The organism is Aeromonas bivalvium (assembly GCF_000819765.1).
Lineage (GTDB): Bacteria > Pseudomonadota > Gammaproteobacteria > Enterobacterales > Aeromonadaceae > Aeromonas > Aeromonas bivalvium.
Genome location: NZ_CDBT01000004.1, coordinates 71,250 through 85,694, shown reverse-complemented (window position 1 = coordinate 85,694; position 14,445 = coordinate 71,250). Strand labels below are relative to the sequence as shown.

At 62.4% G+C, this 14,445-nt stretch carries 13 protein-coding genes; 4 read left to right on the top strand and 9 right to left on the bottom strand.

Translation table 11 applies throughout. The features are described from left to right. Positions 1-9 precede the first annotated feature (9 nt). The 7 genes from BN1119_RS19720 to prpB all read right to left on the bottom strand — a co-directional run bounded on the left by BN1119_RS19720 (position 10) and on the right by prpB (position 7,047). A complete protein-coding gene (locus BN1119_RS19720; RefSeq protein WP_084205226.1) occupies positions 10-222 on the bottom strand; it encodes a DUF3892 domain-containing protein in 213 nt (70 codons plus the stop codon). Between the two features lie 472 nt (positions 223-694). Next, the gene (locus BN1119_RS00620) at positions 695-1,162 is read right to left on the bottom strand and encodes a hypothetical protein (protein ID WP_052448013.1); all 468 of its coding nucleotides are present in this window, start codon (positions 1,160-1,162) and stop codon (positions 695-697) included. A 162-nt stretch (positions 1,163-1,324) separates the two neighbouring features. After that, positions 1,325-2,578, bottom strand: coding sequence for a tyrosine-type recombinase/integrase (locus BN1119_RS00615; RefSeq protein ID WP_209434878.1), 1,254 nt, complete (start codon positions 2,576-2,578; stop codon positions 1,325-1,327). 472 nt (positions 2,579-3,050) lie between these two features. Further along, positions 3,051-3,362 (bottom strand): YebG family protein, encoded by a 312-nt coding sequence (locus BN1119_RS00610; RefSeq protein WP_041992356.1) that lies wholly within the window; start codon positions 3,360-3,362, stop codon positions 3,051-3,053. A 142-nt stretch (positions 3,363-3,504) separates the two neighbouring features. After that, the gene (locus BN1119_RS00605; protein WP_041992353.1) at positions 3,505-4,950 is read right to left on the bottom strand and encodes a bifunctional 2-methylcitrate dehydratase/aconitate hydratase; all 1,446 of its coding nucleotides are present in this window, start codon (positions 4,948-4,950) and stop codon (positions 3,505-3,507) included. A 50-nt stretch (positions 4,951-5,000) separates the two neighbouring features. Further along, positions 5,001-6,149: a bifunctional 2-methylcitrate synthase/citrate synthase gene (gene prpC, locus BN1119_RS00600; RefSeq protein WP_041992350.1), complete on the bottom strand. Its 1,149-nt coding sequence runs from the start codon at positions 6,147-6,149 to the stop codon at positions 5,001-5,003. Between the two features lie 10 nt (positions 6,150-6,159). Beyond that, on the bottom strand, positions 6,160-7,047 hold the full coding sequence (prpB, locus tag BN1119_RS00595) for a methylisocitrate lyase (RefSeq protein WP_041992347.1): 888 nt from the start codon (positions 7,045-7,047) through the stop codon (positions 6,160-6,162). A 148-nt stretch (positions 7,048-7,195) separates the two neighbouring features. On the opposite strand from prpB, the gene BN1119_RS00590 reads away from it, so the two are divergent. The 4 genes from BN1119_RS00590 (at position 7,196) to rsmF (ending at position 12,651) form a co-directional block, all read left to right on the top strand. Continuing rightward, the gene (locus BN1119_RS00590) at positions 7,196-7,834 is read left to right on the top strand and encodes a paraquat-inducible protein A (protein ID WP_041992344.1); all 639 of its coding nucleotides are present in this window, start codon (positions 7,196-7,198) and stop codon (positions 7,832-7,834) included. 13 nt (positions 7,835-7,847) lie between these two features. Continuing rightward, positions 7,848-8,468, top strand: coding sequence for a paraquat-inducible protein A (locus BN1119_RS00585; protein WP_157438598.1), 621 nt, complete (start codon positions 7,848-7,850; stop codon positions 8,466-8,468). Between the two features lie 51 nt (positions 8,469-8,519). Next, on the top strand, positions 8,520-11,072 hold the full coding sequence (locus BN1119_RS00580; protein WP_041992340.1) for an MlaD family protein: 2,553 nt from the start codon (positions 8,520-8,522) through the stop codon (positions 11,070-11,072). Positions 11,073-11,217: 145 nt separating this feature from the next. Further along, positions 11,218-12,651 carry a 16S rRNA (cytosine(1407)-C(5))-methyltransferase RsmF gene (gene rsmF / locus BN1119_RS00575; RefSeq protein ID WP_041992337.1) on the top strand — a complete coding sequence of 478 codons (1,434 nt, stop codon included), beginning with the start codon at positions 11,218-11,220 and terminating at the stop codon, positions 12,649-12,651. Between the two features lie 172 nt (positions 12,652-12,823). Here rsmF and BN1119_RS19715 read toward each other — a convergent pair whose 3' ends face one another. Together BN1119_RS19715 and BN1119_RS00565 are read right to left on the bottom strand one after the other, a co-directional pair. Next, positions 12,824-13,126: a RepB family protein gene (locus BN1119_RS19715; protein WP_084205225.1), complete on the bottom strand. Its 303-nt coding sequence runs from the start codon at positions 13,124-13,126 to the stop codon at positions 12,824-12,826. Between the two features lie 220 nt (positions 13,127-13,346). After that, positions 13,347-14,288, bottom strand: a complete 942-nt coding sequence (locus BN1119_RS00565) for a tyrosine-type recombinase/integrase (RefSeq protein WP_162625751.1) — start codon at positions 14,286-14,288, stop codon at positions 13,347-13,349. Positions 14,289-14,445: the final 157 nt, after the last annotated feature.

Genomic DNA, 14,445 nt, shown 5'->3' with positions numbered 1-14,445 from the left:
GCATCAATCCTAATCCTTATCAACGTTGTTTTGCTGATTACTATCTGGATCAGCTCTCACGTACTCGACGTTGTTACGCTCATAAATATGAAAGTCAGGATGCTTTCCTTCCTTTATCTCTTCAACAAGCTTTTCACGAGGAACTGTCCCCCGCCCAGGAATGGTGTAAGTTTGGTTTTCGCCATTCTGCCCATCCTTGTTACCACAAATATTCTTGGCCATGTGTATATCCCCTCTTCGAGCTATATGTTCCATACGGATATTGGGGGTTTAGGTTGCAAAACAACCTTATGGTGATAAAAAAAGCATCAAGTAAGAGATACCCCCTGTCCCGTGGCTGTATCGAGCATGTGAGGATTGAATTACCCCCGTATTACTATTCAGCACGCAGCACGTCGGAAATTTCTCTTGGGCTAACACGTTGGCGTATATCTGCTGTCAAGGCGCCCTGCCCCGTTATCGCCCTGGCGCTTCCATCCCATCGCTCTTCCGCCCTACCCGGCGACCTTGTCATCGGGCGTGATGTCTACCCGTGATCTGGAACCTGTCCCCTCTCCCACCCGCCAATCAGTGCGCTCAGGTCTGGTACGTCATGGTGCCAATCGATGACGATGGGGGACAGAGTGCCACAGGCTCATCGGTGGGTTTGGCTCTCCCCTCTCCCAAATATGTCTTCGTTATCGCAGCGTCTGTTTCATGGGCCCTCGTGCCCCTGCCCTGGCGAGCTGGGCGGCTTTATCCCCATGTCCCCGGCCGCACAAGTTTCTTGGGCCTGGCTCAACTGGGAGGCGAGCCAGGCCTGGGCCTCGTCGATGCACTTGAAGGTCTTGATGGTCTGGTATTGGAGTTGGGGCACGCGCTCGACGGCGATGGCATGGAGGACCTGGGAGGTGATCAGATGCGCCTTGGCGACCAGCGGCTGGGTATTGAGCCAGCGGTTGAATTCATTTGCGAGTGCGAGCGCCTCATCGGTCCCGCCCTCGTAGTCCCGGGTATCGATCAGCAGGCAGAATGGTCTGCCATCGAGGCCTTCGATGAGGGTCTTGATCCTGGTCACCCAGGAGAGGCACCCTTCCCTGTTGAACGAGCCGCTGAGCTTGCTCGTGATCACCTGACCCACAATCTGTGCGCTGTGCAGCCCATGACTCTCATAACGCGGCATATGAACCCCATGACAACCCGGCCGATGAATGGGGCAGATCTTGCCTGCTGGGGTGAGCGGATACAAGAGGGCCTGTCTGGACCACTCTCAAACCCGCTCAGCCGATGTCAGTAAAGCAAGACCCATGGGCGAGCCAATCTGATATCCCTCGTCTGTTATCTCTCACCTGCCTAGCAGGGGATCCAGCCGTTTGGCTGAGGCACTCTCATGGCGCTCGCTGTTGGCGGTGTGCAGGTATTTCGAGGTGGTATCTATGCTGTCGTGGCCGGCATCGGCCTGGACATGGGACAAGGGACGGCCATTGAGATTGATGTCGTGGGTGATGCCGGTATGACGGATGGCGTGAGGGGTCAGGGTCCGCATCTCGGCGCCATCCTGGGTAAAACCGTCGGCTTCGGCCAGCGAGGCCCCCGCCTCTATCACCAGGGCAACCAGATCCCGCAGCTGGCGAATGCCGAGGTTGGCATTGAGCTCTCCCTGCTCACGACCATGGGCCGCCGCCTTGTGGCGCACGAACAAGGGGGTCTGTTCGTCCGGGGTCGGCAGCGGCGAGAGACCGAGGAAGCGCCGGTAGCGAGTCAATGCCTCAAGCAGATCCTGGGAAACGGCGACGGTGCGACGCTTGCCTCCCTTGCTGCGGGGAATGAAATAGCCCCATACCCCTGTCTTGCCATCGCGTCGAAACTGGCTCATGACGGGGGTGAAACCGGGCCGGGCCGCCACCTCGGAGATGCGCAGGTAACAGGCATACATGAGACAGACAAGGAAACGGGTGCGTTCATGCTGGCTCGGCTGTGCCTCGGCCAGCTGATCCGCCGCCTGCATCACATAGGACCATTGCAACTGGCTGAATGCCTTGCCCTGGTGATCCTGCTCCTGTGCCAGGGGGCGCTTGGCCCGTTGCAGCAACAGGGCCGGATTCTTGTCCATGTACTCCTCCTGGATGAGGAACTGGAAGAAGGCCGAGAGGATGGCGAGCTTGGTCTTCATGGCCTGCTCGCTCAGCCGATAAGGGAGCTCGCGGCCCAGCTCCCGCTTGCCAAGGAAGGGGCGCCACTGGGGATTGGGCAAACGCTCTCCCCACTCCTTGTCGCTGATGAACTGGGCCACATTGCGATAGGCGATCAGGGACGGAGGCGGTGCCTGGCAGTAATCGAGGTAGCGCATCATGATGCGGCGACTCAGATCCTGCGGGCTGATGGCCATCTCGGCAAAACACCAATGCAGGAAGGTGGTGAGTTCGCTGCGATAGGTCTTGTAGTTGTTCTCGCTGTGACGCTGCTCAAGCAGCCAGTCGACCGCAAGCTCGTACACCAGGCCCGCATCCGGTACCCGATTTAGGCTGAGCTGAGCCAGGTAGTGATTGACCTGGGCATTGCCCGCCTCCAGGTGGGCGAGTCCGTCGAACAGAGGCATGGCAGGGGGAAGCGGGATCTGGGAGTGCATGATGATTGCCTGAGATAGAGTGATTGCCAGGAGTGGATGATAGGTCGCAGACGCATTGCCGCGATCACCCGGTTGCGCTCTGGCGTACCAGATGCACCTTGTTTATGCAGGTTATTGCTTAACCATTCATGGTTGTTAGGAAATTTTCGGGGAAATACTTTCAAGTTTGACTGCTTATGCTTTTGTTTGAATGGATGCCGGTTTTCCTCTGGCGCTGGCCTCTGCTCGATGCACCTCAGATGCAGCCATGGCAACCCGTCCCAGCCCGCTGACTGACGGTTGCTCGCCATCACGGTTGCCATCGCAATAACCAGGTGCCCCATGGTTCGGCCTTGCCGTCATGGTGTTGCCTGTCGCAACAAGAACGGGTGAGACCCAAGTGGGCAAACGGCACGGTGCAGCGCATAGGGGCGAGCCGACCCTTGCCCTCCCTTGGGTTGCCTCAGGCCACGCTCTTGAGGGGTTTTTCCTTGGCACTCTTCTCCTTGCTCGCTTCCTTGTCTGTCTCCGGGACAAGGGGCTGCGCCTTGCCGCCCCGCAGCACGGTCTGCAGCAGATCCCGCTGCTGTGCCAGGTAGAACGCCAGGCTCTCCTGCTGCTCGGGGGCGAGCTCGACCGGAGCCCCGACCAGCAACTGCAGCAGCTCGTCGGCGGTGTCGAGCAGCTTGTCATAGGCGTCGGCCTCTTTCTTGCTGGTAAAGGTCATCTTCTCTACTCCCCCACGCATGACGACATATTTGATTTCAACGGCCATGATTGCCTCCTTGTTGATGATGGTAGAAGTATATGTATAAACGTACAGTATCGCAAATCCGGGCACTGGCCTGAGCATGGGGGCGCGGCGCCCATAGCAAAATGCCCGCCGGGTGGCGGGCATTGCATTGGAAGATGAGGCGTCAGATCACCAGCAGGTCCATGAACTGATTGACCGGCATGGCGGCGAGCGCCTCCCTGTCCTGGCCGAGACGATAGAGGGCCTCGACCCGTTTGGCCGGGAAGCGGGTCGCCAGATTGGCCCTGTACTTGGCCAGCAGCAGGGGGATCCCCTCCTCCCGTCGGCGCTGATGACCCACCGGATAGGCGACGTGGACCCTGGCGGTGTGGCTGCCATCCTTGAAGAAGATCTGGATGGCGTTGGCGATGGATCGCTTGTCCGATTCCAGGTAGTCGCGGCTGTAGCCCTTGTCCTCCTCCACCAGCATCCTGGCGCGCAGGGCGTCGATGCGGGGATCGGCCGCCACGTCATCCTCGTAGTCTTCGGCCACCAGCCGACCGAAGATGAGGGGCACCGCCACCATGTATTGCAGGCAGTGATCCCGGTCCGCCGGGTTGTTGAGAGGGCCCACCTTGCTGATGATGCGAATGGCCGACTCATGGGTGGTGAGCACTATCTTGTCGATCTCGTCGAGGCGGTCCTTCACCTCGGCGTGCAGCTTGAGGGCGCACTCCACCGCGGTCTGGGCATGGAATTCGGCCGGGTAGCTTATCTTGAACAGCACATTCTCCATCACGTAACTGGCGAAAGGCTGGTTGACGGCGAAGCGGTTGCCCCCAAACAGCACGTCATAGAATCCCCAGTTGGGGGCGCTGAGCACCCCGGGATAGCCCATCTCGCCGCTCATGGTGATGAGGGCCAGGCGCACGGCACGGGAGGTGGCATCGCCGGCGGCCCAGCTCTTGCGGGATCCGGCGTTGGGAGCATGGCGATAGGTGCGCAGGCTCTGGCCATCGACGAAGGCCTGGGAGAGGGCGTCGATCACCTGATCCCGGCTTCCCCCCAGCATCCGGGTCACCACGGCGGTGCTCGCCACCTTGACCAGCACCACATGGTCCAGTCCGACCCGGTTGAAGGCATTCTCCAGGGCCAGGATGCCCTGGATCTCGTGGGCCTTGACCATGGCGATGAGCACCTCGGCCATGGTGAGGGGCGCCTTGCCCTCGGCAACCCGGGTACGGGATAGCCAGTCGGCGGTGGCCAGAATGGCGCCCAGGTTGTCGGAGGGGTGGCCCCACTCGGCGGCGAGCCAGGTGTCGTTGTAGTCGAGCCAGCGGATGAGGGTGCCGATATCGAACGCCCCCTTGACCGGATCCAGGCAGAGTTGGGTGCCGGGTACCCGGGCACCGTGCGGCACCTGGGTGCCCGGCACTATGGGGCCCAGGTGCTTGGTGCACTCGGGAAAGCGCAGCGCCAGCAGGCCGCAGCCCAGGGTGTCGAGCAGGCAGTAGCGGGCGGTATCGAGGGCCAGCTGGCTGGTGATGGGCTGGTGACAGACGTAATCGGCAATCTCGACCAGGATGGGATCCGGTTCGGGTCTGTGGTTGAGGTCGACGTTGGCGGACATCATGATTTCCTTATCGTTGTGGTGAGTGGGGAGACGGGTGAGTACTCCCCTCAGCGTTGCTGCAGGGAGACAAAATGCCGGGGAGCCGGACCTATGTAGTCGGCGCTCGGGCGTATGATGCGGTTGTGCTCGCGCTGCTCCATGATGTGGGCGCACCAGCCGGTGACCCGGGAGCAGACGAAGATGGGGGTGAACAGCTTGGTCGGGATCCCCAGGTAGTGATAGGCGCTGGCATGGAAGAAGTCGGCATTGGGGAAGAGCGCCTTCTCGTCCCACATCACCCGCTCCGCCTCGCAGGAGACGCGATAGAGCCTGTCATCCCCCGCCGCTTCCGCCAGCTTGGCGGCCCACTCCTTGATGATGGCATTGCGGGGATCCGAGGTGCGGTAGACGGCGTGGCCAAAGCCCATGATCTTCTCCTTGGCGGCCAGCTTGGCGAGCAGTTCGCGCCGCGCCTGTGCCTCGTCCTGCCAGGGTGCGATCATGGCCATGGCCGCCTCATTGGCACCGCCGTGGAGCGGACCACGCAGGGTACCGATGGCGGCGGTGACGCAGGAGAACATGTCCGACAGGGTCGAGGCGCAGACTCGGGCGGCGAAGGTGGAAGCGTTGAATTCATGCTCGGCATAGAGGATGAGGGAGACGTTCATGACCCGGCGTGCCAGCTCGCTGGGGGGGGCCTGATGCAGCAGGGCGAGAAAGTGGCCGCCGATGCAGGTTTCCGAGGTATCCGTGTCGATGCGCACTCCCTCGTGACTGAACTTGTACCAGTAGAGCAGGATCCCGGGAAAAGCCGCCAGCAGCCGATCGGCCACATGGTGTTCGTGCTCGAAGCCATCTTCGGGCTCGAGATCCCCCAGCATGGAACAGCCGGTGCGCAGCACGTCCATGGGGTGGGCATCGGCGGGAATGAGCTCGAGTACCTCGCGCAGGGCCGCGGGCAGGGTGCGCATGGCGCGCAGCCGGGCCTGATAGGCCGCAAGCTCGGCGGCGCTGGGCAGTGCGCCCTTGAGCAGCAGATGGGCCACCTCCTCAAACTCGGCCCCCCTGGCCAGCTCCTGAATGTCATAGCCCCGGTAGGTGAGCCCGGTACCGCTCTTGCCGACGGTGCAGATGCTGGTCTCCCCCGCGCTCTGCCCCCGCAATCCTGCGCCGCCAAGGGGCTTGCTTGCCCCTTGCTCTTTCGCTGCTTGTCCCATGACGAACCTCCTAATCCTTGGTGGTGAACAGACGATCCAGGGTCTGTTCGTAGTGGTGATATCCGAGGAAGTCGTAGAGGGCCTCCCGGGTCTGCATGCTCTCCACGACGGCCCGCTGATGGCCCTCCTGGCGAATGTGCTGGTAGACATTGAGGGCGGCCTGGTTGGCCGCCCGGCTGGCGCTCAAGGGGTAGAGCACCATGCCCACCCCGTGTTCGGCGAGTCGCGACCTGTCAAACAGCTCTGTCTTGCCAAATTCGGTCATGTTGGCGAGGATGGGCACCCCGGCGGCCTTGGCAAACAGATCGTATTGGCCAAGCTCGGTCACCGCCTCGGCGAAGATCATGTCGGCCCCGGCGGCCACATAGGCGGCGACCCGCTCCAGGGCATCCCCTATGCCTTCCACCGCCAGGGCATCGGTACGGGCCATGATGACGAAGTCTGTATCCTGACGGGCATCGACCGCCGCCTTGATCCTGTCCACCATCTCCCCCTGGCTCACCACCGCCTTGTTGGGCCTGTGGCCGCAGCGCTTCTGCGCGACCTGATCCTCCATGTGGACGGCGGCCACCCCGGCCCGCTCGAACGCGCGAATGGTGCGCGCTATGTTGAAGGCACCGCCCCAGCCAGTGTCTATGTCCACCAGCAGCGGCAGCCGGGTGGCGGCCGTGATGCGCTCGGCGTCGATCAGCACGTCATTCATCGAGGTCATGCCGAGATCCGGCAGGCCGTAGGAGGCATTGGCCACCCCGGCGCCGGAGAGATAGAGGGCGCGAAAACCGCTGCGCTCTGCCATGAGCGCCATGTAGGCATTGATGGTGCCCACGATCTGCAACGGGGCTTCCTGGGTAAGGGCATCGCGAAAACGGCGACCGGCCGAGGGGATTGGGCTGGACATCATGACTCCTTTCATTTGTCGGGTCTGATTATCTAATATTACCTTTACGTTAACGTCAATCATACTTTCGTGGCACTGGGGGAGAGAGGCAAGACAGCCAGCCGGTTTTAAGGTAAATTTCACCCACTCCTTCAACAGGTTGAAACGTATGTCGGATCCCAATAACGTGATCGTCTGTCCGGCCTGCGACTTGCTGATCGCCCGCAAGTTATTGCCCCTGCGCCGTCACGCCCATTGCCCCCGCTGCCACCAGCACCTCTATGGTCGTTACGGGTTTCGCCCCTCCCAGTTGATGGCGCTCTCCCTCACCGGTCTGCTGCTGCTCCCCTCGGCGTTTTTCGAACCCCTGCTCTATCTGCGCCTGGCCGGCGAGAACTCCCAGGCGACGTTGCTGCGCGGCATCCAGATGCTGTGGCAGGCCCATGAGTACTGGGTCTCGGCCCTGGTGCTCTGGTGCGCCGTGCTGGCGCCGACCGGGCTGCTGCTGGGGATCCTGCTGCTGGCCTCTGGCCTGGCGACCCGGCTTGGCGTCATTCCCGTGACCCTCAAGGCGGTGGAGGTGTTTCGTCACTGGGCCATGCTGGAGGTCTATCTGGTCAGCCTGCTGGTCGCCCTGTTCAAGCTGGTCGACATCGCCGACGTGCGCCTGGGGGGTGGCCTGCTCAGCCTCTCCATCCTGATGCTGCTCAACATGACCCTGCTGATCCTGTTCAATCCGGCCCCTTACTGGGAGCGGGTCGCCCTGGATCCCCAGGTTGCCGAGGGGGAGCCCGATGAGGGAAACTGAGCGAGAAGATGAGATGGCGAGGGAACAGACGCTGATCAGCGCCCGCGAGCTCGGCATGTGTCGCTGCCATCACTGCGGCCTGCTGGTGCGCTTTGTCCCCCATCGCCTCTGTCCCCGCTGTCACGGCGCCCTTCACCTGCGAACCCCCCACTCCCTGCGCTGGTCATGGGGACTGCTGGCCCTGGCGACCTTCATGCTGCTGCCGGCCAATCTCTTGCCCATCACCCATTTCTACAACAAGGGGTTGCTGCAATCGGACACCATTTTCAGCGGCATCATGGCGCTTTATCGCAGCAAGATGTCCGGTATCGCCACCATAGTGCTCACCGCCAGCATAGTGGTGCCCGTCATGAAGATCCTGGGGCTGGGCTGGATCTGCTGGCAGTTGCAGCGGCGCAAGCCGGTGCGGCGTCGACGCCAGCTGGTGATGTATCGCATCATCGATTTCATCGGTCGCTGGTCCATGCTGGATCTGTTTGTGATCTCGCTCATGGTCGCCCTGGTCGATAGGGGCGTGCTGCTCAACGTGCAGGCAGGCCCGGGGGCGACGGCCTTCGCCGGGGTGGTGGTGCTCACCATGCTCTCGGCCCGCATGCTCGATACCCGGCTGCTGTGGGACAAGGCGGCCCGTTAATCTTTTCGTTTCTGATCAGCGGGCCGCGCAAGCGCCCCATAAGGAGTCGGTATGGTCGGGGCTGAACCCGTCATCAAGAAACATCGCTGGTTGTCGCCGGTCTGGTTGCTGCCCCTCATCGCCCTCTTGCTGGCGGCGGGTTTTCTCTATCAGCAATACCAGAACAGCGGCGAGCAGATCCGCATCAACTTCGAGCAGGGGAACGGCATCTTGCCGGGCAAGACCCAACTGCGTTACCAGGGGGTGGCCATCGGGGTGGTGCAGGATCTGGCGCTGGCCGAAGATGGCCGCAAGATTGCCGTGCTCGCCAAGGTGGACAGTCGGGCCCGGGCCCTGATGCGCAAGGGCACCGGCTTCTGGCTGGTCAGCCCCAAGGCGTCGCTGACCGAGATCTCCGGTCTCGATACCCTGGTCTCTGGCAACTACATCAATGTGCAGCCAGGGCGGGAAAGCAATCCCGTCGCCAACGAGTTCGATGCCCTCGACGGCCCTCCCCCCGGTTATCAGGCCCAGGGGCGCACCCTGCACCTGAGCGCCGACTCCCTCGGCTCGGTGGGGATAGGGGCCAAGCTCTATTTTCGCGGCCTGGAGGTGGGCAGCGTCATCAATACCCGGCTTGGCGAGGAGGACAAGCAGGTGTTGCTGGATATCGTGATCGAGCCGCGTTTCGAACACCTGGTGAAGGCCGATACCCGTTTCTGGAACATCAGCGGCATCAAGGGCAACTTCAGCCTGGCCGGCGTCAGCGTGGAGGCGGGCAGCCTGGCCTCCATCCTGAGCGGTGGCATCGCCTTCGACTCGCCCGCCGAATCGCCCGTGGCCGAGCGCGGCGCCACCTTCGTCCTCTACAAGGGACTGGCCGAGGCCGCCCGGGGCGAGCGAGTGCGGCTGCAGGTGGGGGATCTGCCGGTCAAGGAGGGGATGCCCATCCTCTACGAGGGCATAGAAATTGGACGACTCGACCCCATTCGCCTGACCGACAAGGGGCGGGAGGTGAGCGCCCTGATAAGTCCTGAGCAGGCGTTTCGCATCACCCGCAACAGCCGTCTGGTGTGGGAGAGCGTCAAGCTCTCCCTGGCGGGGATAGAGCACGGCGACCGTCTGCTGGCCGGCCCTGCCATCCGTCTCGACTATGTGGCGGGCCCCAGGGCCGAGACCCTGATCCTCAGTGCCCAGGCAGAGACCAAGGGCCGGGAGCTGACCCTGGCCACGGAGGATCTCGCCGGCCTGAGCGAGGGGGCGCCGGTCTGGTACAAGGGATTGCAGGTGGGCAGCATTCGTGCCCTCTCCCTGGATGCCGGCGGCAACGCAAAGGTCAGGGTGTTCATCGAAAAAACCCATGGTGCCCTGCTCGAGCGGGCTCGCTTCTATCGAGCGACGCCGCTGCAGATCCAGGCCGACCTCAGCGGCATCAAGGTGGAAACCAGCCCGGCAGCGAGCTGGCTGGCCGGTGGCATCAAGCTGGTGCAGGCCCGTCAGGGCGGGCGCATCGATCGGCTCTATCCCGATGAGCAGTTGGCCCTGCTCGGCTCGGCCAAGGCCGTGGCCAAGACCTGGTGGCTGAGGGCGAGCCAGGCCGATGGCATCGCCATCGGCACCCCGGTGTTTTACCTGGGATTGCAGGCGGGCAAGGTGACCCAGCTGGTGGTGAAAGGCGGCGAGGTGCGCATCGCCCTGGAGATAGATGCCGTCTATGCCCCCCTGGTGGGCAGCCAGACCCAGTTCTGGAAGAAGGCGGCCATCGACACTCACGTGGGGCTGGACGGGGTGCGCATCAAGGCGGGCAACCTGGCCACCCTGCTGCGGGGAGGGATAGAGTTTGACAACTCCCCCACCAGTCAGGGCAATGGCAAGCTGTTCGACGACAGGGAGCAGGCCCAGGCCATGGTGCGCCCCTTCACCCTGGTCGCCTCCCGCAATCCCGGTCTGGGTGAAGGCTCTGCCATCCGCTATCGCGGCGTCACCATAGGCAAGGTCAAGGGGGTGGCGCTGGATCCGGCCATGGGCCAGGTGATCTTCCTGGCCGAACTCGAGGCCAGGTACGCCGATCGCTTCCTGCAGTCCGGGGCCAGCTTCACCCTGGTGCAGGCCAAGCTCGGCTTTGCCGGCGTCACGCACCTGGATACCCTGGTGAAGGGGGCCTTCATCGAGGCGACCCCAGGCCAGGGGGCGGGCAAGACCCGATTCCCCTTGCATGAGTCGCCGCACTCCGGCTTGATGCTCACCCTCAAGAGCCCGGCCCTCAATGGTCTGGCGGTCGGCAGCCCCCTGCTGTTTCGCAAGATGGTGGTGGGCAGCGTGAGCCAGGTGGCGCTCGCCCCCGATGGCAGCGAGGTGCAGATCCAGGTGCAGGTGGAGCCTGACTATGCCTACCTGGTGCGCGCCAACAGCCGCTTCTGGAATGTGTCCGGGGTCAAGGCCGACATAGGCCTGACCGGGGGCACCATACAGGTGGAGACCTTGCAGAGTCTGGTGGCGGGGGGGATCGCCTTCACCACCCCGGAGCAGAACACCGGGGCCAGGGTGCGCAGCGGCCAGAGCTTCCCCCTCCATGAGAAGGCCGATGAGGAGTGGCTCGGCTGGAGTCCGCGGCTCACCCATTGAGCCATCCTCATCCTCCGAGCAGCCCGGCCCAGTGCCGGGCTGCTTTTTGGCGCCCCTTTCCTGACAGGGCGGCGCCATGACGCTCTGCCATGCCGGCAAGATGTGCTAGCATATCGCCCCTGTTTTTGGGCCAGCGAGATGCCAAGTGCACGACAATACCCTACTTCCCGACGCGTTTTTGAGCCACATCGCCGCCATCATGCCTGCCCATCTCTCCATGGCGGAGTTCGTGGCCAGCTGCCGCCGCCCCCTGCGCCGCAGCATCCGGGTCAACACCCTCAAGATCGCCGTCGCCGACTTTCAGGCCCGCATGGCCGAGAAGGGCTGGACCCTGGCTCCCGTGCCCTGGTGCGAAACCGGTTTCTGGCTGACCCGGGCCGACGACACCGTGCCCCTTGGCAACACGGCGGAGCACCTGCTCGGTCTCTTCTATATCCAGGAGGCGAGTTCCATGCTGCCGGTGACGGCCCTGTTCGCCGCCGCCGGGGTGAGCGAGGCCGAGCTGTTGCTCGATGCGGCGGCGGCACCGGGCTCGAAGAGTACCCAGATATCCGCCCTGATGGGGAACCGCGGCATGCTGGTCGCCAACGAGTTTTCCAGCAGCCGGGTCAAGGTGCTGGCGGCCAATGTCCAGCGCTGCGGGGTGAGCAACATAGGGCTCAGCCACTTCGATGCCAAGGTATTCGGCCAGTGGTTGCCGGAAACCTTCGACGCCATCCTGCTCGATGCCCCCTGCTCGGGGGAAGGGACGGTGCGCAAGGATGAGGATGCCTTTCGCAACTGGAGCCTGGCCAGCATAGGGGAAATTGCCCAGGTGCAGCGCACCCTGCTGGAGAGCGCCTTTCATGCCTTGAAGCCAGGCGGCGTCATCGTCTACTCCACCTGCACCCTGAGTCATGAAGAGAACCAGGATATCTGCCGCTTCATGGTCGAACGCTTCGGAGATGCCCTCTGCTTCGAATCCCTGGGGGATCTCTTTCCCGGTGCGGAGCAGGCCTGTACCCAGGAGGGATACCTGCATGTTTGGCCCCAGATCTACGACAGTGAAGGCTTTTTCGTCGCCAGGTTGCGCAAGCGGCACTCGGTGACCAACCCCATGTTCAAGCCAGGGCGCCTCGGCAAGTTTCCCTTCACCCCCATGGCGGAGCGCGACGCAGCCTCCCTCAGAGACGCGCTGATCCGCGATTATGGGATCGCCCCCGAGGGAGCCCTGTTCGTGCGCGATGACGAGATCTGGCTCTTCCCCCTCCCCTTCGCCCCCCGGCTGATGAACAAGATCCGGCTGGACCGTATCGGTCTCAAGCTGGCGCAGACCCACAAGAAAGGCTATCGCCTCACCCACGAGTGGGCACTGGCCCAGGGCCACCTGGCCAGCAAGGGCTGGGTCGAGCTCGATAGCGATCAGGCGCGGGAATTCATGATGGGCCGGGATCTGCATCCGGCGGGAGAGAGCGGTCAGGGCGAGGTGATCCTGCGCTATCAGGGTTATGCCCTGGGACTCGGCAAGTGGGTCGGCAGCCGGATCAAGAATGCCCTGCCCCGGGATCTGGTCCGTGACACGAACTTGTTTGAGTCTTAAAAACCCACACACTGGTTGAAAATTTTTCCAGATCTTGCAAAGCCTTCCCCCTTGGCTAAGCTTTATTTTATCCGCAACCAGTTAGCGCACGGCTCTGCAAGGAGCCAATTCCCCTATGCCAGGTACATGGAATTCGTACCTGGCTTTTTTTATCAAAGCAATTCGTTATCTCTCACTCCGTCACAGTGTCGGCCAGGGCCCGCCGTGGATGTGTTATCTCGGACGCTGACTGGCGCGGCTCTGGCTCCGGTGTTTTCTCTTGCTGGCATTCATGTTGATAGAGCAGATCGATCGCCTGCTCGATGAGGGAGGCCTGGCTATCTTCGAGCCGGCGACCCAGCTCGGCCAGCCGACTCGCATGGCGCAGACTGATCCAGCACTGCAACCGGCTGTGGCTCTCCTGCTTGCGCTTCACGTGCTGGCGCTGGCGCTGGGCATTGTCGAGGGGCCTTTCAGGCTTCTCTTGTTGGCTCATAGGGCTGCTTTCTCCAGAAAAGTCATTCGTTATCTCTCATTCACTCTCCAGGGAAACAGAGGAGTGACGGGCGGGCACCTGCATGGCCAGCCGACGACCATGGTAAAGGCTGAGGGGATGGGAAGGAAGGGCCACCTTGGCTGGGACTCCCCCATCACGGTGTGCATGACATCTGTTCATTTAACATAAAAAACTGCGTAACGCAGTGACAGCACATGACTCACAGCAGACCCTGCAGGGCATGGTCATCGAACTTGTTGGCGTCATCGAAGTACTCCTGCAGGGTGCGCATGTCCTTGTGGCGGGTGACCTCGATGATCTTGTTCATCGGCTTGCCGGCCGTCACCGCCGAGGTGATGAACCCCCTTCTCAGGCTGTGGCCGCTGACATAGAGATCGTCGATGGCCATGCCGGTGCGCCGCTTGATCATCAGGTTGATGCCCTGCGGCCCGAGCGGTTCCTGGGTGAGCTGGCCCCAGCGGGTCATGCGGCGAAACAGGGCCCCTTGGCTGATGCCACTCATGGTCAACCAGTGGCGCAGGGCCGCGATGGGGCAATGTTCCCTCCCCGGGATCAGGGCTATCTCAGTCTCATGAAGCTGATGCTTGCTCGGCTTGAGACGTAGCCTGACTCCGCGCCCGACGAAGTCGAGATCCTCGACCTCGATACGGGCAGCCTCGGAGCGGCGCAGGGCTCCGCTGAACATCAGCAGCAACAAGGTATGGTCTCGCAGGCCCGCCAGGTTATCTGTGTCGATCGCCTCCAGCACCCGGGCCAGAGGTTGCAGGGTCAAGGCCCCAGTCTTGCGCTTGCGCGTATCACCCAGACGCACTATCCCCCGCATCATCTCCTTGATCTCGCTGTGCTCGGTGGGCATGGGATCGATCCCCTTCTGACGAAAGGCGTAACGGATCCCAGCCAGACGGCGCACCAGGGTGGCCGGTTTTCTCGGCTCCCCATTGCGCAGCTCTCCCCTGCCCCGGGTCTTGTCGAGCCAGACCCAGTGGGCGAGTACCCCATCGGCCTGATCCGCCAGGAAATTCATGATATCGAGGTGATTGCAGGCCAGGGGATCCAGTCCCTGCAACTGGCACCAGTGGACGAAGATACGGGTATCCGCCTGATAGGCATTGAGGGTGGTATCGGCCTTGGCACTGCGCAGGAAACGGCGAGCACGGCTGTTGAGCCTGGCATCGAAGACGCTCTGCAATCCCTGGGAAGCTGCCTGGGGCAAAAAAGCGGAAGTCACTGGTAACCCTATGATTTCATATGGAGTTTAGGGGGATCTTACAGGATCTTCCATCATCATCAAGTATCGA